The sequence below is a fragment of the Mesorhizobium quangtriensis genome (assembly GCF_040081925.1).
In the GTDB taxonomy this organism is placed as follows: Bacteria; Pseudomonadota; Alphaproteobacteria; order Rhizobiales; family Rhizobiaceae; genus Mesorhizobium_K; species Mesorhizobium_K quangtriensis.
Genome location: NZ_JBEBMF010000002.1, coordinates 771,561 through 787,912, shown reverse-complemented (window position 1 = coordinate 787,912; position 16,352 = coordinate 771,561). Strand labels below are relative to the sequence as shown.

At 63.7% G+C, this 16,352-nt stretch carries 14 protein-coding genes; 4 read left to right on the top strand and 10 right to left on the bottom strand.

From position 1 onward, the window contains the following. The first annotated feature begins 1 nt into the window (after position 1). On the top strand, positions 2-1,531 hold the full coding sequence (locus tag ABMA32_RS12330; RefSeq protein WP_349014055.1) for a GMC family oxidoreductase: 1,530 nt from the start codon (positions 2-4) through the stop codon (positions 1,529-1,531). A 102-nt stretch (positions 1,532-1,633) separates the two neighbouring features. After that, positions 1,634-2,410: an SDR family NAD(P)-dependent oxidoreductase gene (locus ABMA32_RS12325; protein ID WP_349014054.1), complete on the top strand. Its 777-nt coding sequence runs from the start codon at positions 1,634-1,636 to the stop codon at positions 2,408-2,410. 6 nt (positions 2,411-2,416) lie between these two features. Here ABMA32_RS12325 and ABMA32_RS12320 read toward each other — a convergent pair whose 3' ends face one another. The 9 genes from ABMA32_RS12320 to ABMA32_RS12280 form a co-directional block, all read right to left on the bottom strand. After that, on the bottom strand, positions 2,417-3,175 hold the full coding sequence (locus ABMA32_RS12320) for a hydroxypyruvate isomerase family protein (RefSeq protein WP_349014053.1): 759 nt from the start codon (positions 3,173-3,175) through the stop codon (positions 2,417-2,419). Beyond that, positions 3,175-3,828 (bottom strand): 3-oxo-tetronate 4-phosphate decarboxylase, encoded by a 654-nt coding sequence (gene otnC / locus ABMA32_RS12315; protein ID WP_349014052.1) that lies wholly within the window; start codon positions 3,826-3,828, stop codon positions 3,175-3,177. Before otnC ends, ABMA32_RS12320 begins: the two co-directional genes overlap by 1 nt. Continuing rightward, the gene (gene otnK, locus ABMA32_RS12310) at positions 3,825-5,087 is read right to left on the bottom strand and encodes a 3-oxo-tetronate kinase (protein ID WP_349014051.1); all 1,263 of its coding nucleotides are present in this window, start codon (positions 5,085-5,087) and stop codon (positions 3,825-3,827) included. Before otnK ends, otnC begins: the two co-directional genes overlap by 4 nt. 41 nt (positions 5,088-5,128) lie before the next feature. Continuing rightward, positions 5,129-6,109, bottom strand: a complete 981-nt coding sequence (gene denD / locus ABMA32_RS12305; RefSeq protein ID WP_349014050.1) for a D-erythronate dehydrogenase — start codon at positions 6,107-6,109, stop codon at positions 5,129-5,131. 29 nt (positions 6,110-6,138) lie between these two features. Next, a complete protein-coding gene (locus ABMA32_RS12300; protein WP_349014049.1) occupies positions 6,139-8,094 on the bottom strand; it encodes a D-apionate lactonase family protein in 1,956 nt (651 codons plus the stop codon). A gap of 13 nt (positions 8,095-8,107) precedes the next feature. Beyond that, complete coding sequence (locus tag ABMA32_RS12295; RefSeq protein WP_349014048.1) at positions 8,108-9,073, bottom strand: ABC transporter permease; 966 nt, start codon at positions 9,071-9,073, stop codon at positions 8,108-8,110. Next, on the bottom strand, positions 9,070-10,974 hold the full coding sequence (locus tag ABMA32_RS12290; protein ID WP_349014047.1) for a sugar ABC transporter ATP-binding protein: 1,905 nt from the start codon (positions 10,972-10,974) through the stop codon (positions 9,070-9,072). The genes ABMA32_RS12295 and ABMA32_RS12290 overlap by 4 nt, the downstream gene beginning before the upstream one ends. 77 nt (positions 10,975-11,051) lie before the next feature. Further along, positions 11,052-12,035, bottom strand: coding sequence for a substrate-binding domain-containing protein (locus ABMA32_RS12285; RefSeq protein ID WP_349014046.1), 984 nt, complete (start codon positions 12,033-12,035; stop codon positions 11,052-11,054). A gap of 46 nt (positions 12,036-12,081) precedes the next feature. Continuing rightward, positions 12,082-12,828: a FadR/GntR family transcriptional regulator gene (locus ABMA32_RS12280; RefSeq protein WP_349014045.1), complete on the bottom strand. Its 747-nt coding sequence runs from the start codon at positions 12,826-12,828 to the stop codon at positions 12,082-12,084. 274 nt (positions 12,829-13,102) lie between these two features. On the opposite strand from ABMA32_RS12280, the gene ABMA32_RS12275 reads away from it, so the two are divergent. Beyond that, positions 13,103-13,543 (top strand): Ros/MucR family transcriptional regulator, encoded by a 441-nt coding sequence (locus tag ABMA32_RS12275; protein ID WP_349014044.1) that lies wholly within the window; start codon positions 13,103-13,105, stop codon positions 13,541-13,543. A gap of 167 nt (positions 13,544-13,710) precedes the next feature. Here ABMA32_RS12275 and ABMA32_RS12270 read toward each other — a convergent pair whose 3' ends face one another. Continuing rightward, on the bottom strand, positions 13,711-15,024 hold the full coding sequence (locus ABMA32_RS12270; protein ID WP_349014043.1) for an MFS transporter: 1,314 nt from the start codon (positions 15,022-15,024) through the stop codon (positions 13,711-13,713). 187 nt (positions 15,025-15,211) lie between these two features. Here ABMA32_RS12270 and cyoA point away from each other — a divergent pair, with 187 nt between their 5' ends. Continuing rightward, positions 15,212-16,351, top strand: coding sequence for a ubiquinol oxidase subunit II (gene cyoA / locus ABMA32_RS12265; protein ID WP_349014042.1), 1,140 nt, complete (start codon positions 15,212-15,214; stop codon positions 16,349-16,351). Position 16,352: the final 1 nt, after the last annotated feature.

Here is a 16,352-nt window from a genome sequence, read left to right as displayed (position 1 = left end):
CATGCTGCACTTTGATCTGGCGATCGTCGGTGGCGGGTCCGCCGGCGCGCTGCTTGCCGCGCGCCTCAGCGAGGATGAGGCCCGTCGTGTCGTGCTTATCGAGGCCGGCGGCGAGCCGAACGACCCCGACATTGCCAAGCCGGCCGCGTGGCCCGCACTGCAGGGACGCGACTATGACTGGGACTATCGCACCGAGCCTCAGGCAGGGACTGCGGGACGCGTCCACCATTGGGCGCGGGGCCGCGCCATCGGCGGGTCGAGCCTGCTCCATGCCATGGGTCATATGCGCGGCCATCCCGACGATTTTGCCGACTGGGTCGAGGTAACGGGCGACCAGCGCTGGAGCTGGGACGGACTGTTGCCGGCTTTCATGGCCATCGAGGATCACAGCCTCGGCGGCGACGGCGTCCACGGCAAGGGCGGACCGCTGCCGGTCTGGCTGCCGGGCGAAGAAGTCAGCCCGGTTGCGCTTGCCTATATCGAGGCCGGCGCCGCGCTCGGCCTGCGGCGCATTCGCGGTCACAACACCGGCGAGATGGTGGGCGTTACGCCGAACTCGCTGACCATCCGCAACGGCAGACGGGTGACGGTATCGGAAGCGTGGCTGACGCCATCTGTCCGCGCCCGCAAGAACCTGACGATCCTGACCGGTCATCTCGTCTGCCGGCTGAAGCTTGAAGGCAGCCGCGTCGTTGCTCTGGAGGCCGTCGGACCGGAAGGCCCGGTGGAGATCACTTCGGAGCACATCATCCTCAGCGCCGGCTCGATCGAAAGCCCTGCGCTCTTGATGCGCTCGGGCATCGGGCCGGAGGACGTTCTTGCCGCCGCTGGCGTTACCTGCAGGATCGCCGCGCCGGATGTCGGCCGGAACCTGCAGGACCATCTGCTTGGCGCGGGAAACCTCTATGCCGCGCGGCAGGCCGTGCCGCCCTCGAAACTCCAGCACTCCGAATCCATGGCCTATATGCGCGCGGGCGATTTTGAGGGGACGGGACGTCCGGAGATCGTCGTCGGCTGCGGCGTCGCGCCGATCGTCTCGGAACGCTTTACGCCGCCGGCCGCCGGCACCGCCTATTCCTTCCTGTTCGGCGTCACCAACCCGTCTAGTCGCGGCAGCCTGAAGATCACTGGGCCGGAGGCCGGCGACCGTATCAGTATCGACCCGTGCTACCTGCAGACGGAACGTGACCGTGCGCTCTTCCGCGCTGCGCTCGCCGCAGCGCGCGAAATCGGGAACAGGCCGGAGCTGCGTGAATGGCGCGAGCGTGAACTTTTGCCGGGTCCATCGCGGTCGCAGGCTGACATCGATCGCTTCATCGCCGAGGCCGCGATCACCCACCATCACCCTTCCGGCACCTGCCGGATGGGGAAGGATGAAGGTTCGGTCGTTGATCCGGACCTCAGGCTGCGCGGGATCGACAATGTCCATGTTGTTGACGGCTCGGTCCTGCCCAGCCTCACCGCAGGGCCGATTCATGCCGCGATCCTCGCCGTGGCGGAGACCTTCGCGCGCGACATCTTTCCGAACTGAATGTCCCAACACCTGTGGTCACTGGCCTGACGGCTGGATTTTCGCTGGCCGGCGTCCTATGCCGAGGCGGTACGAACGAACCGCAGAAACATCGGACATTCCATGACCACGAATCCTGTTCTCTCCCGCTTCGCGCTCGACGGAAAAGTGGCCGTCGTCACCGGGGGAGCGAGCGGCATCGGGCGCGCAGCTGCCGGTCATCTTTCTTCTGCCGGAGCGGCTGTCTGCGTAATCGACCGCGATGCCGAGCGGGGGGGCGAGTTCGCCGCAGACATCGAGAAAGCGGGTCGCAGGGCTTCTTTCTTCGCCGTCGATGTGACCGACGAACAGGCGATGGCGTCGGCGTTTCAGGCGATCGCTGATCAATTCGGCGGCATCGATGTGCTGGTCAATAATGCCGGCATGGCGATCCGGGCCTCGGCGCTGGAAATGTCCGTCGATGACTGGAACAAGGTCGTCGCCGTCAACATGACTTCCATGTTCGTCGCCGCCCGGCTTGCCGCGCGCCACATGGGTACCCGAGGCGGCGCGATCGTCAACACAGCTTCGATCATGGGACTGTCAGGCGGGCTTTATCCGAACGTTGCCTACCAGACGACGAAGGGTGGCGTGGTCAACATGACGCGCGCGCTGGCGCTCGAATGGGCGCATCTCAACATCCGCGTCAACGCGATTGCGCCGACCTTCGTGCGCACCGGCTTCATCCAGCCGCTTCTCGATGACGCCACTCGGAGAGAAGCGATTTTGGCCGCGACGCCGCTGGGCAGGATCGCCGAACCCGAGGAAGTGGCGGATGCCATCCTGTTCCTGGCGTCGCCTGCAGCGGCGATGATCACCGGCACGATCCTGCCGGTCGACGGCGGTTTTCTCGCGCGGTAGTGGCGCTTATCGGCCGTTTGCGAAGCGTTCCATCCAGGCGAACGAATTGCTGGCCGGCCGATACTCCGCGCCGAAGGGCGCGGCATAGCCTGTGTCGGCAATTGCCCTGAGCAGCCAGCCATAGTCGACCTCGCCGTGGTCGGGCTCGGCGCGATCCGGAACCGCGGCGAACTGGATGTGGCCGATTTGGTCGCGCAGCCGCTTCACATTGGTGAGCAGGTCGCCATGGACGATCTGCATATGGTAGCAGTCGAACATGATCTTCACCGCGCCTTGGGTTGCTTCGAGTACACGCAACGCCGCCGGGATACCGATGAGGAAGTAGCCGGGAGCGTCGCGCGGATTGAGCGGTTCGATCAGAATGCCGATGCCGTGCGGCGCGGCGGCTTCCGAAGCGTAGCGCAGATTGGCGACGAAGGTCGCGAAGGCTTCTTCGCCCTGCACCTTGCCCGCCATCACATGGATGTTCCTGCAGCCCGTGGCGACCGCCCAAGCGACCGCCTGGTCGATCGCCGCGCGCGCCTCCGCTTCACGTCCCGGCAGCGCCGAGAGGCCGAAGTCGCCCGCCTCGACATTACCGCGAGATGTATTCACGCCAAGCACCGGCAGGCCCGTCTCGGCAAGCGCGGCGGTGACCGCCGACACGTCGGTGTCATAGGGCCAGTGCATCTCGACCGCCGTAAAACCCTGCCGCTTTGCAGCGCGGATCGCATCTGGAAGATCGAGATCGCGAAACAGGAAACCAAGATTGGCTGAAAACTGCATCAGTCGTCCCACTCGATGTTGAAATGGTCCACCAGTTCGCGGATTTCGGCGTCTGCGAGAACCTTCGGTCGCAGCCCGAGCGTCAGCAGAGTCAGCTTCGCCGTCTCCTCGAGTTCCTCCATCGCGTAGGCCGCCGCCTCGAGGTCCTTGCCGGCGACGACAGGCCCGTGATGGGCCAGCAGAACGGCCGAGCGCTTGCCGGCCAGCCCCCGCACCGCGTCGCCCATCGCCGGATCGCCGGGGCGGATGTAGGGCAGCAGCTTCACCTTGCCGAGCCGCATAATCGAGTAGGCGGTCAACGGCTTGAACACGCTGTCCGGGTCGATGTCCGGCAGCAGCGAAACCGCCACGGAATGGGTCGAATGAAGATGGACGACGGCGCCGGTCTGCGCGCCGCGCGTCTCGTAGAACGCCGAGTGCAGCGGCATTTCCTTGGTCGGCTTGTCGCCGCTGACGAAACGCCCCTCGGCGTCGAACAGGGAGAGCCGGGCGGGATCGAGCGCACCGAAGGATGATCCCGTCGGCGTGACCAGCAGCCTGCCGTCACCGAGACGGGCGGATATGTTGCCCGAACTCCCGGCGGTCAGACCGCGCGCGAACAACGATCCGGCTATGCTGGAGATTTGTTCGCGCAGTCTCGCTTCTTCGCTCATCGCAAATCTCCTGCCAGAACGCGGGCAGCCTTGCCGAAGAAATCCACCGAACCGAAATTTCCGGATTTGAGCGCCAGCACCATGTCCATGCCGCCGGCTTTCAGGGCAGGGACGCCGGGGTCGATCTCGGGTCCGATCTCGAAGGACGGGATGCCCAGCGCCGACACGATGGCTCCCGAGGTCTCGCCGCCGGCCGTCACCAAACGGCGCACGCCGCGCGCCGACAGTTCGCGGGCCAGCGCGCCGAAAAAGCCCTCGACCGCCGTGGCGACATGTTCCTTGCCGTGGCGCTGCTGCGCTGCCGCAACGACTTCGGGCTCGGCCGACGAGAAGATCAGCGGCAGACCGTTCTGCTGCTGCTCGATCGCCCAGTCGGCGTATTCGGCGGGATGGGCGGAGCCGTTCACGACGGCGTCGACCTCGACAACGCGAGCCGGGTTGCTCGCTGAGTGCTCCGCGATCTGGCGACGGCTCATGATCGAGCAGGAGCCACACAGCGCAACTGCCGTGCCCTGCTTTCCCGACCACTGGCCGGAGGCTGTGCCGATCAGGCCGGCGCGGCGAAAGTTTTCCGGAAGCCCGAGCGCAATGCCCGAACCGCCGCTGATCAGCACATCCGCCTCGGCGGCTTCGCCGATCGCGACAAGGTCCTTGTCCAGTATGGCGTCGACGACGATGTAGCGGGAGCCGACCGCGGTCGCCTTGTCGAGCGCATCCCTGATCGCCGCGCTTCCGGAGGCGACGACGCCATAGGCGACATGGCCGACGCCCTGCCTTGTCTGGAGGCCGAGCCAGCGCCGCAAATCCGCGTCGGTCATCGGCGTCAGCGGGTGCTTTTCCATGCCGGATTCGTTGAGCAGCCGGTCGTTGACGAAGAGGTGGCCCTGATAGATCGACCGACCGGTCGCCGGGAATGCCGGGCAGACAATCGCCCGTTCTGCGCCGAGCGCATCGGCGAGGGCATCGAGCACCGGACCGATATTGCCCTCGGGCGTGGAGTCGAAGGTCGAGCAGTATTTGAACAGATACTGGCGGCATCCCTGACGCCGCAGCCACTCAAGTGCCGCCAGCGATTGTTCGACCGCCTCGTGGACAGGTATCGTTCGAGTCTTGAGCGCGACGACGCCTGCCTCGACTGACGCATCGGCGTCGGCATTGGGGACGCCGTTATACTGGACGGCGCGCATGCCGCCCTTGGCCAGCGTGTTGGCAAGGTCGGAAGAGCCGGTGAAGTCGTCGCCGATACAGCCTAGCAGCATCAGGTTTTTCCACCTTCCATAACGAGAGTCGTCGGTTCCGCTTATCCGGCTTTCGGTGCGTCGTCCGCAAGATACACTTCGATCAGTTCATCGACCGATTTTTCAGCGACAAAGCCTAGGCTGGCGGCCTTTTCGGGCGAGAATGATTTCGGCCAGCCCGACACGATCACCTCGATCGTCGCGTCCGGCTTGCGGTCGATCAGCGCCTCGGCTTCGGCGCCCGCGGCGCGCCCCAGCGCCGCGATCTGTTCGGCGACGGTGGCGGCGACGCCCGGCATGTTGAACGTGCGCCGCGCGCCCAGCCCGGATGTATCCAGCGTTGCGGCATGGATCAGGAAGGCGACGGCTGAACGCGGGCTCGCCAGCCAGTGTTTGACCGTATCCTTCACCGGCAGCACCGACCGCTGACCGGCGAGCGGCTCGCGCAATATGCCCGAGAAGAATCCCGATGCGGCGGCATTTGGTGCGCCGGGCCGGATGACGATGGTAGGCAGCCGGATGCCGATGCCGTCGATGAAGCCACGGCGCGAATAGTCCGCGAGCAGGAGCTCTGAGATCGCCTTCTGGGTGCCGTAGCTGGTCAGTGGGGCGAGGACATAATCGTCCGGGATCGGGTCCGGCAGCGGTGCGCCATAGACTGCAACGGAAGATGTGAAGACCATGCGCGGCACGTAGTGCTGGCGGGCTCCTTCAAGGCGGATGGCTTCGAGGAGGGCGCGTGTGCCGTCGAGGTTGATGCGGTATCCCTTTTCGAAATCCCGTTCCGCCTCTCCCGAAACGATCGCGGCCAGATGAAAGATCACGTCGGCCCTCAGCGCCGCCAATGTCTCGGCTACTCCGGGTTCGGAAATGTCGGCGGCCATCGCTTCCACGGAACCAATCCCGGAGGGGGAGGGAGGCGTCATGACGTCGGCCAGTGTCATCCGCTCGATCTTCTGGCCGCCGAGCGAGCCGCTCCGGCTGAGTTCCACGGCAAGCTTCCTGCCGATCATTCCGCCTGCGCCGATGATGAGTATGTGCATGGGAGGTCCGTTCTCTATGGGATGTGGGATCAGGCGGGCTTCAGGGCTCGCACGACCGCGTAGGCGTCAAGCGACAGCGTCTGACTTTCGAGCGGCGACAGTCGGTCCATCAGGTCGGGCTGGCTGGCCGCTTCGACGAAGGACGACGCGTCAAGCACCGCCGCCTTCGAGAAACCGTTCGGGAGGTGCACCTGTGTTGCGTTGGGCGACGGATTGCAGAGCCACAATTCGGTTCCAATGTCCGTAGTGGCTGCGATACCCCGTACCGCGCCCGCAGCGGGCGACCGAAGCGGAAGAATGGGGCTTCCTCGCAGCTTCGCCAGTCCACGGATGACGTGCCAGATGGGATAGAGCTCGCCATTTCCCTCATACCAGGGCTGCGGAAACGGCGTCGGCACAGAGAGCACACCGAACGGTCCGACGGCGCCGCCGAGCGCGATCGCCTCGGCGCCACCCTCGGCGAAGGCGGCGACATAGCCGAGGTTCCACGCCGCGCCCATGATGCCGCGCTGGCGCGGATCGTTGAAGTTGACGGCCTGCCGGATGTTTCCGGGGTTCGCCACCGGGGCCTCGCCGTAGGGATTATCGCGGAGGCCGATGGCGGACGGTCCGACGGAATAGGGAAGGCCCTTCGCGATGACAGGCACTGTCCTGACGATGTGCGGCAGGCACTCCAGCGTCTCCATGAGCGAGCGGTCGTCGCCGGCGTGGAAGATGGCCGCAGTCGTGAAGGTGATCAGGTCTATCGCTTCCGTCGGCGGACGCTTTCGGTTCAGCTCGGTGAAGAAACTGAACATGCCACCGCCTATGCGGGATTGCGGAAATGCCTTGCGGGTCGCCGCATAGAGTTTTGCCGCGTCAGGGGCCGGGGGCCAGACGCTGCCCGGCAAGGTGCATTTGAGGTCGGGCGCGGGCGAGACGAGAACCGTTGCGAAGGGGTGGCCAAAGCCCGAGGCGATTTCGCCGAGCGCGCGGATCTCCGTAGCGGCTCCGGCGTCGTCCACCTTTTCGACCACGGCCTCGAGCCACGCCTCAGCGCCAAGCGCGCGCGCAGCTTCGACCTGCTTTGCCAGCGTGCCTGCATCGTGCCCGCGACGCGGATCATGATGGCAGATGACGTGTGCGATGCCGAGCTGGCGCAACCGGTCGGCATGCGGCAAGGCTGCCGCCGCATCCTCCGGCTGAAGTCCGACGCCGAGGGGAGGCATTGTGCCTTGCGCCTCGCCCAGCGTCAGGACGACGTCGCCGCCGTCCTGACGCGCGGTCGCCTTGGGAGCGCCTTTCATTGTCAGGGTGATCTTCTGTTCAACAGTCTCGCTGGCTTCGATCCTGTATGGCCAGGGCAGGGCCAGCGGACGAACGTAGGTCTTGTAGGAGGCGTCGGTCCAGTTGCGCTGGTCCTCCATCTCGAAGGCGTCGCCTTCCATCAGGCAACTGACTACCTGCCCAAGCGGCGTGCGGTGCGAGATTTCGCGCAGGTCCATCATCGGCTGCACCGGCTCTATCTCGACCGGGAAGCGCATCTCGACCTTGTCGCCGCCGGTATGCGTGACGGTGGCAGGCGCGCCACTGACGCCCTCGATCGGATGCAGGACGACGAAGCCGGTCCGGTTGGTGAGAAGTCCGGTCGGCGTCGTGCCGTGGCCGGAATAGCTGAGTGTGCCGCCGGCGGTGCCTTCGATCGCAACATCATAGCCAAAGGTTTCGCCCTTGCTGACGACTTCGGCATGGTAGGCGATGCGGAAGCTGCCCGCTCCCTCTTCTATCGACAGGTCGGAGATTTCGGGGATGAGCGTCGCCCAGTCCTTGTCGCGCACGACGAAGGAAATCGCGCGGATGACCTCTTCGCCATGCATGCGGATGTCGCGCAGGTTGGCGCCGTCGAAAAGCACGCTGAGCGGCCCGGACTTCAGCAGCCGTTCCTGTGCAGGTGGTTCCTCGGTGCCGTAGAGCCGGATGGAGCGGGAGGGATCGTGATGCGTCATCGATATGCCTCCCTCAAAGCCTGCGCGATTTCCAGGTGATCAGCCGCTCAGCCAGCAGGGCGAGGATGATGATCGCGCCGATGGCCGTGCCCTGCCAGAACGGTGAGACGCCCAGCAGGTTGAGGCCGTTGCGGATCATGACCATGATCAGCACGCCCATCAGCGTGCCGAAGATCGAGCCGCGCCCGCCGTATAGGCTCGCCCCGCCGATCACCACCGCCGCGATGGCGTCTAGTTCAAGCTGGTTGCCGCCGATCGGGTCGGCCGACATGATCTGCGCCAGCGAGAATGTCATCGCCGTCGCCGCGAGCGCGCCCGAGGCGACATAGGGAAAGATCGAATAGAACAGCGTGTTGAGACCGGCTGCGCGCGCAGCCTCGATGTTGGAGCCGACTGCGTAGATCGTGCGTCCGCCCTTGGAGTAGGTCAGCCATGCCCAGGTGGCGACGTAGAGCGCGAGCAGGAAGATGACGTTCGTGGGGATGCCGAGGACCGTCGTGTAGACGATATCCTGCAGCCCCATCGGCAGGCCGGAGATCGAGCGCTGGCCGGACACGATGTAGGACAGGCTTCTGCCCATCGCCATGACGCCCAATGTCACCACGAAGGGGGCCAGCCCGAACACAGCTATCAGCACGCCCGAGAACAGGCCAATTAACGCGCCGCAACTCACCGCGATGACGATCGCCACGGGAATGGGGAACTCCTTCAGCATCAGCGCCAGGACGATGCCCGTCAGCCCCGCGACCGAGCCGACGGAAAGGTCGATGCCGCCGGTCAGGATGACCAGCGTCATCCCCACCGCGACGATGCCGAGCACCACCGACTGGTCAAGGATGTTGAACAGGTTGCGCTCGGTGAAGAAGTGCGGCGAGATGAAGGACAGGATCACGGCCAGCACGACAGCGAGGCCGAGCATCCGGAATTCGAGCGTGCTTGCGAATTTGGGCATGGCAAGGGACCGGTTGGACGAACTCATGCGTCGATCTCTTCGTCTCGTGTTGTTTCGAACAGGCTCGCGATGCGAGCCGAAAGAGCTTCGGGATCGGGCAGCTTCTTGCCCGAAGGCATGCTGAGGCCGACCCAGCCAAGTTCGTGGCCACGGCGATTGGAAAGACGCGCCAGAAGGGTCGAGCGTCCGTCTTTCTCCTCGACCGCGGCGGGCTTAAGCTGCGCGAGTGCGTTTGGTATCGGCGTCTCCTGCAGCGGATAGACGTGGCCCGACTCCAGTCCCAGCCTTGCGTCATCCTTGCCTTCGGCGACGGCAAGGCTAACGAACTGGTCGCCGTCGATCAGCCCCCAGAAGGCGCTTCCGCCATGCGTGGCGACAAGATCGCGAAGGAACGCCAGATTCCTTTCGGCCGAACTGCGTGGCGCTGCCAACAGCGTCAGGCTTTCCTCGCTGAGCTGCGAGGCCGGCAGGTCGGCGATGGTGTAGCCATCGCTGATGACGACAACGCGTTCGCAGACGCCCAGAAGTTCCTCGAAATCCGAGGAGATGATCACCACCGCGATGCCCCTGTCCGCGACCTCGCGCAGCAATTCGTAGATCGCCTGGCGAGTGCCGATGTCGACGCCCTTGGTCGGCTCGTCGAGGATCAGCACTTCCGGCTCGACCAGCAGCCAGCGCGCGATGATGACCTTCTGCTGCATGCCGCCTGAAAAGTGCAGCAGGCTCGCATCCATGCGGTCGGCGGGCAGACCAAGCCTTGCAACGAGTTCGTCTGCCTGCTTGCGGCGCGCCGACTGGCCGCGCCCGAAGCCCTTGTGTTTGCCAAGCTGCGCCAGGAACAGGTTTTCGCCGACATTCATGTCCGGCACGATGTTCTGCGCGCGCCTGTCTTCCGCGACCATGCCCAGGCCGGCGCGGATCGCCGCGATCGGGCTGTGCGGCGGCAATTCCTTGCCGCCGATCACGACGCGTCCGCCGCTGCGGTGGCGCAGTCCGAAGATCGCCTCGGCGCTTTCGGATCGACCCGCGCCGACGAGGCCGCCGAGGCCGAGGATTTCGCCCTTGCGTACCGAAAATGATACGTCGCGCACGGCAGGGGGCGCGCTGAGGTTGGTGACTTCCAGCGCGACCGGTCGTTCGCTGGCGGCTGCAGTTGTCGTCGCCTTGCGATAGACATTTCCGATATCGCGCCCGACCATGTGGCGGATGATGTCGGCCTGCGTCAGGTCCATGGTCGGAAGGCTTTCCGCCACCGTCCTGCCTTCGCGCAGGATGGTAACGCGGTCGGTGATTGCGAACACTTCTTCGAGACGGTGCGACACGAAGGCCAGCGCCTTCCCGCTGTCCTTCAGGCGCGTCATGATGTCGAACAGCCGGTCCACCTCGGTCGGGGACAGCGAGGCTGTGGGTTCGTCGAAAATCACGAGCTCCGCATTTAGGGCCAGCGCCTTGGCGATCTCGACGAGCTGGCGTTGTGCCGCGGAAAGCCGACGCACTTCCATGTCGAGCGGGAGAACGTGGTCGTGGCCAAGTTCCGAAAGGATGTCCTTGGCCTGCTGTCGCAGCTGGAAGAAGGAAAGCCGGCCCGGCATGGCGTAACTGGGCAGGAAGATGTTTTCCAGAACGCTCATGTCGGGCGCGAGGCTGGTTTCCTGCGCGACGAGCGCTATGCCTGAACGCAGCGCGTCGCGGGCCGAGCCGATGGCGAGCGGAGCGCCCTTGAACAGAATTTCTCCGGAAGATGGCGGCAGGTGGCCGCAGATGATGCGTGACAGCGTCGACTTGCCGGCTCCGTTGGCACCGAGCAGGCCGCAGATCTCGTGCCGACGGAGCGTGATCGTTGCATCCTTCAGCGCATAGGCGCTGCCAAAGATGCGGGTCACGTCCTTCGCGACAAGCAAGGGCTCTTGAGGTGCACTGTCAGGCATTGGCGAGGCTGTTCCGGGTATCAAAATGTGTCCGGAGGGAGAACTCCCTCCGGACACTGCTTGGTCTTCCGTCCTGATCACATCTCGTTTGCGAAGACGGTTTCCTTGATTACCGGGAGTTCCTGCTCGATATTCTTGCTGGTGACGATCTTGATCGGAACCATCACTTCCTTTTCAGGTGTCTTGCCACCAAGGTGCGCAAGCATGGCGCGAGCCGATTCCTGGCCCATCAGGTAGGGCTGCTGCATGCCCGAGACGACCAGTTCGCCGGACTGAAGCAGGGGCACGAACTCCGGCACGCCGTCGAAGCCGGCGACCAGCACTTCGCCGGTCAGGCGCGCGGCCTTGATCGCTTGCAGGGCGCCGAGCGTCGGGCCGTCGGTCTGGACGAACAGGCCCTTCATGTCCGGGTTGGCGGTCGTCATGTCCTGCGTGAACTTGAAGGTCTCGTCGGTGGTGTAGGTCTGCATCTGCTGGAGGCCTGCCTCCTTGGTGATGCCGGCTTCCGTCAGCGCGTCCTTGAAGCCCTTGGTGCGAGCCTGACCGTTGAGACGGGCCTGGCTGATGCCGACGATGCCGACGCTGCCACCTTCCTTGCCAGCGGCCTTCATGGCCTCGGCGAGCGCTTTGCCGACGCCGTTTGCGCCCTGGTAGTTGTCGGAGATGATGAAGGAGACATAGTCGCCGCTGTCGGTGCCGATATCGGCGATGACGACGGGGATGTTCGCCTGCTTGGCGAGATCGAGAACGGCCGGAGCGGTCGAGCTGTCGGTCGGCGAGATGATGATGCCGGCGACGCCGCGGGCGATCGCGTCCTTCGCGTTCTGGAGCTGGGTCTGGGCGTTGTTGCCGGAATCCAGCGCCTGATAGGTGTAGCCGCCTTCAACGGCGACGTTTTCGATGCCCTTGGAGAGATAGCGCCAGAAGGCGAGATCGAGGCCGGGCGTCAGATAGACCAGCTCCTTGGACTGGGCCAGCGCCGTGGTCGCGGTTCCGGCGATGCCGGAGAGCGCCGCAAATCCGGCGATGGCTACTGTGGTGAAAAGGCGTCTTGTCAGCATTTGGAACTCCTCCTGTTGTGCTGCGTGGTTTTCCGGCAGTCCGCGTTCATCTCTTTCCGGCAGGCTGCGTGAAAAGCTGTTTGGTGGTGGTGTAGATACGGGTCTCGTGTATCGCGAAGGCTTTCGCCGCCGCGTCGGGGTCGCGTGCTTCCAGTCCGGCGAGGATCGTGCGGTGATCGGCGATGCTGACCGCGATGCTTGATGGCTGGGCGACGGCGCGCCTGCGATGGTCGAGCAGATAGGAATAGAGGTCGGCTGCCATATCGGCCAATGCGGCATTGCCGCCAGCGCGATAAATCGTCGTATGGAATTCGCGATCGCAGATGAGGAAACGCACTGGATCGTCGATCGCCGCTTCCTGCGCTGCAATCGAGGTGTGGAGAGTATGCAGCGTGGCCGATTCGATCCGGACCGCTGCTCCCCGAGCGACCCTGTCCTCGATCAGCAGACGCGCTTCGTGGACGTCGTCCAGGCTGTAGCCGGAGATGTCGCGGTAACGTGCGGACTGCACGGCCAACTCGCCGACTTCCGTCGATGCGACCACGGTGCGCGTGCCCTGTGCGACAGAGAGTATGCCTCGCGTCGAAAGGACGAGGATGGCGCCGCGAACGGTTTCTCGGCTGACGGACAAAGCCGCCGCCAGTTCGCGTTCTCCCGGTAAAGGGTCGCCCACGTCGAGAATGCCTGTAGCGATGAACGTCGCGATTTTCTGGACGACGAAATCTCGCATGGATTGCTTCGGCACGCCGCCTAGGGCGCCGCCGTCGTCGGTCAACATCGCGCGTAGATCCATTCCTCCCTCCACGCACCCCGCTTATGTCCGCAGGTCTAGTGGTCCAGTGAATGTACCAGTAGACCGATTGACTTTACCGGTCAACCTTTGATGTGGGAACGCGGTGTGCGGGTGATCCATGACGGTCGGACCTTCGTAAGCTCTCCCAGGAGAGCGATTGCGAAACCTGAACGAGCGTGACAGTTGCAGCAGGGTCCAGTTTGTGCGGCAATGATTGGACTTGCGGCAGCGAATCAACATCGTTATTCGCTTTTCCTTCAATTGGGATGAAGAGATGACCGATACCGAAATGGCCGACGCGACGCCTAATTTTACGGAACTGACCGCAGAGATCGTCGCGGCCTATGTCGCAAATAATTCCGTTCCCGCCGGCAACCTTTCCGACCTGATCGCGACGGTGCATGAGGCCGTCGCAGCTCTAGGCAATCCTGCCGCGCCTGTGGCCGTGGCACAGACTCCGGCGGTCAATCCCAAGAAATCAATACACGCCGACTACATCGTCTGCCTGGAAGACGGAAAGCGCTTCAAGTCGCTGAAGCGTCACCTGATGACCCACTACAATCTGACGCCTGAGGAATACAGGTCCAAGTGGGGTCTGCCGCACGACTATCCGATGGTCGCGCCAAACTACGCGGCGCAGCGGTCCGATCTGGCGAAAAAGATGGGTCTGGGCCGGAAGGCCAAAAAGCCCTTGCGCAAGCGCAAGGCTTCCTAAGCTCAAAACGAGGCGGTTTGGATCGAAGATTCAGGCCGCCAACACTGTGTTTAGCCGCCCTTGCCGGCGCAGCTATGCGCGGGGTGTCCCAGAACAGAGGTGCTCCGTCGCTACCGATAGGAGCGCAAACCCGCGCAAGCTCAAATACCCAATCTGAAGAGAGGCAGTCAGCGCTCGGCGCGGTCGAGCCTGTTGCTGGTCAACAGGGCGATCAAAGTGCAGGCCGCGCCCGACAGAAGGTATGCGCCCGTCGAAAGCAGCCCGAAACTGCTCGACAGGAACAGCGCCACGAAAGGCGCGAACCCCGCTCCGAAAAGCCATGCGAAGTCAGACGTGATCGCAGACGCCGTGTAGCGATTGTGCGGCGCGAAATTGGATGCGACCGAACCTGACGACTGCCCAAACGATATGCCGAGCAGGATGAAGCCGAGGATCATGAAGATGGCCTCGCCGACGTCGCCGCCATCCAGCAATTGTGGCGCGAACCCGCTGAAGGCAGCGATGGCCACCGCGCCGGCGCCGAGAAGCGTGCGTCGACCGAAGCGGTCAGCGAGCGTTCCGGAGGCGATGATCGCCGCGAAACCGAAGGCCGCCGCAACGATTGTGATGATCAGGAAGCGGCTGGTGTCCTGGTTCGTGAAGATGAAAACCCAGGATAGCGGGAACACGGTCACCATGTGGAACAGCGCAAGGCTCGCCAGCGGTGCGAAAGTGCCGACCACGACGTTGCGGCCTTCTACCCGCAACGTCCTCAGGACTGGCTGCGGCTGGAGGTAACGCCCTTCGAAGGATTCGATGAATTCCTTCGCCACAACGATGCGCAACCGGGCGAAAAGGGCGACGACATTGACCGCAAAAGCCACGAAGAACGGGTATCGCCAGCCCCATTCGAGGAAGTCCGCAGGCGACAGGATGGAGATGAAATAGGCGAACAGTGCGCTGGCGATGATCAGGCCGAGGGGCGCGCCCAGCTGCGGTACCATCGCATACCAGCCACGGCGCTTTTCCGGGACGTTTAGAGCCAGCAGCGGCGCCAGCCCGTCCCACGTTCCGCCAAGAGCGATCCCTTGACCGAGACGCAACACGCAAAGGGCGACAATCGCGACGTTCCCGACGGTTTCATATGAAGGCAGGAAGCCAATCGAAACGGTCGCCGTGCCGAGCATGAACAGGGCGATCGTCATTTTCACGCCCCGGCCGAAATTTCTCTCGACCCACATGAAGATCATCGTGCCGAACGGGCGAGCGATGAAGGCAAGGGCGAAGATGGCGAAGGAATAGAGCGTGCCTGTCACCGGGTCGAGATGTGGAAAGACAAGCTTCGGAAACACGACCACGGATGCGATCGCGTACACGAAGAAATCGAAATATTCGGAAGTGCGGCCGATGATGACCCCGATGGCGATGTCGCCGGGGTTGAGGGAATGGCCGCGCGAGTCTGTGCGCCCGGAAGCTACCTGTGCTGCAATCTCAGCGTTCATCTTGCCATCGCCTATGGAGGGGAAATGCTATATGAAGCTGCTTGCCGATAAAAGGCACCCTTGCCGCGACATCCGGTCCCGCGACATGCCGTCCTATGTAACGGGTTGGGAAAATCGAGCATTGTCCGTGGCTAGGGAGGAATACGCCGCAGCAGCTGTGGGCCTATGCCAAAGCGAGGTCGGGACATTGGGTCGTTTTCGCATTCTTCTTCTCTTGTCGCCGCTTGTTTTGCTTGGTGGCTGCAGCACCGTTGTTCTCGCCCCCGCCGGCGATATCGCCATGCAGCAGCGCGACATCCTGGTCCAGTCCGTCATCCTGATGCTGCTGATCATCATCCCGGTAATGGTTGCGACGGCGCTGTTCGCATGGCGCTACAGAAGTACAAGGACGGCTCGCTACGAGCCCGATTGGGATCATTCCATGCACCTGGAATTGATGATCTGGTCGGTGCCACTGCTGATCATCATCTGCCTTGGCGCGATTACCTGGGCCGGCACGCATCTTCTCGATCCCTTTCGGCCGCTCGACCGGATTTCCTCGAAGACGCCTGTCACCGAAGAGCATGAGCCGCTGGTGGTGAACGTCGTGGCGCTCGACTGGAAATGGCTGTTCATCTATCCGCAATACGGCGTCGCGTCGGTAAACGAACTGGCTGCGCCGGTGGATCGTCCGATCGATTTCCGCATCACGTCGTCGGCCGTGATGAATTCATTTTATGTCCCTGCGCTCGCAGGGATGATCTACGCGATGCCGGGCATGAAGACGCAGCTCCACGCCGTCATCAACCGGCCCGGCGTCTACAAGGGCATTTCGGCCAACTTCAGCGGCGCAGGCTTTTCCGGGATGCATTTCGCTTTCCACGGGACGAACGACGCGGATTTCGACGCGTGGATCGAGACCGCGAAGCAGGCGGAAGGGACGCTCGACCGCGGGACCTATCTCGACCTTGAGAAGCCGAGCGAGAATGTGCCGGTCCGCTATTTTGCTGGCGTTGATCCCGAACTGTTCGAAGCCATCGTGAACATGTGCGTGGATTCGACCAAGATGTGCATGAAAGACATGATGGCTATCGATGCCGAGGGTGGGCTAGGGCTGGCCGGGGCGCGCAATACCTTGCCGGTGGCAGCGGAAAACCGGCGTGGGCGGGGCGCTGTGTTCGGGCCGCGGCCGTCCTATGTCGCCAGCATCATCTGCACGACCGACAATCCGGGCGGCCTGCTGGCCAAGGACCTGCCACGTCCCGGCGTACCGCCGATCGACACCGAATTGAGCCTTCCGTTGTTGCGGACCTCGACTGCCGCGCCTGCTGACCAAACCGATTCCTGAG

Bases quoted from the DNA above. Each gene is read 5' to 3' on its own strand.
- denD (WP_349014050.1), bottom strand. From the start codon at position 6,109: ATGCACATACTCATCATCGGCGCAGGCGGAATGATCGGCAGGAAGCTT.
- ABMA32_RS12290 (WP_349014047.1), bottom strand. From the start codon at position 10,974: ATGCCTGACAGTGCACCTCAAGAGCCCTTGCTTGTCGCGAAGGACGTG.
- ABMA32_RS12320 (WP_349014053.1), bottom strand. From the start codon at position 3,175: ATGCAGTTTTCAGCCAATCTTGGTTTCCTGTTTCGCGATCTCGATCTT.
- ABMA32_RS12280 (WP_349014045.1), bottom strand. From the start codon at position 12,828: ATGGATCTACGCGCGATGTTGACCGACGACGGCGGCGCCCTAGGCGGC.
- ABMA32_RS12330 (WP_349014055.1), top strand. From the start codon at position 2: ATGCTGCACTTTGATCTGGCGATCGTCGGTGGCGGGTCCGCCGGCGCG.
- ABMA32_RS12270 (WP_349014043.1), bottom strand. From the start codon at position 15,024: ATGAACGCTGAGATTGCAGCACAGGTAGCTTCCGGGCGCACAGACTCG.
- ABMA32_RS12275 (WP_349014044.1), top strand. From the start codon at position 13,103: ATGACCGATACCGAAATGGCCGACGCGACGCCTAATTTTACGGAACTG.
- ABMA32_RS12285 (WP_349014046.1), bottom strand. From the start codon at position 12,035: ATGCTGACAAGACGCCTTTTCACCACAGTAGCCATCGCCGGATTTGCG.
- ABMA32_RS12325 (WP_349014054.1), top strand. From the start codon at position 1,634: ATGACCACGAATCCTGTTCTCTCCCGCTTCGCGCTCGACGGAAAAGTG.
- otnK (WP_349014051.1), bottom strand. From the start codon at position 5,087: ATGCTGCTAGGCTGTATCGGCGACGACTTCACCGGCTCTTCCGACCTT.
- ABMA32_RS12295 (WP_349014048.1), bottom strand. From the start codon at position 9,073: ATGAGTTCGTCCAACCGGTCCCTTGCCATGCCCAAATTCGCAAGCACG.
- otnC (WP_349014052.1), bottom strand. From the start codon at position 3,828: ATGAGCGAAGAAGCGAGACTGCGCGAACAAATCTCCAGCATAGCCGGA.
- ABMA32_RS12300 (WP_349014049.1), bottom strand. From the start codon at position 8,094: ATGACGCATCACGATCCCTCCCGCTCCATCCGGCTCTACGGCACCGAG.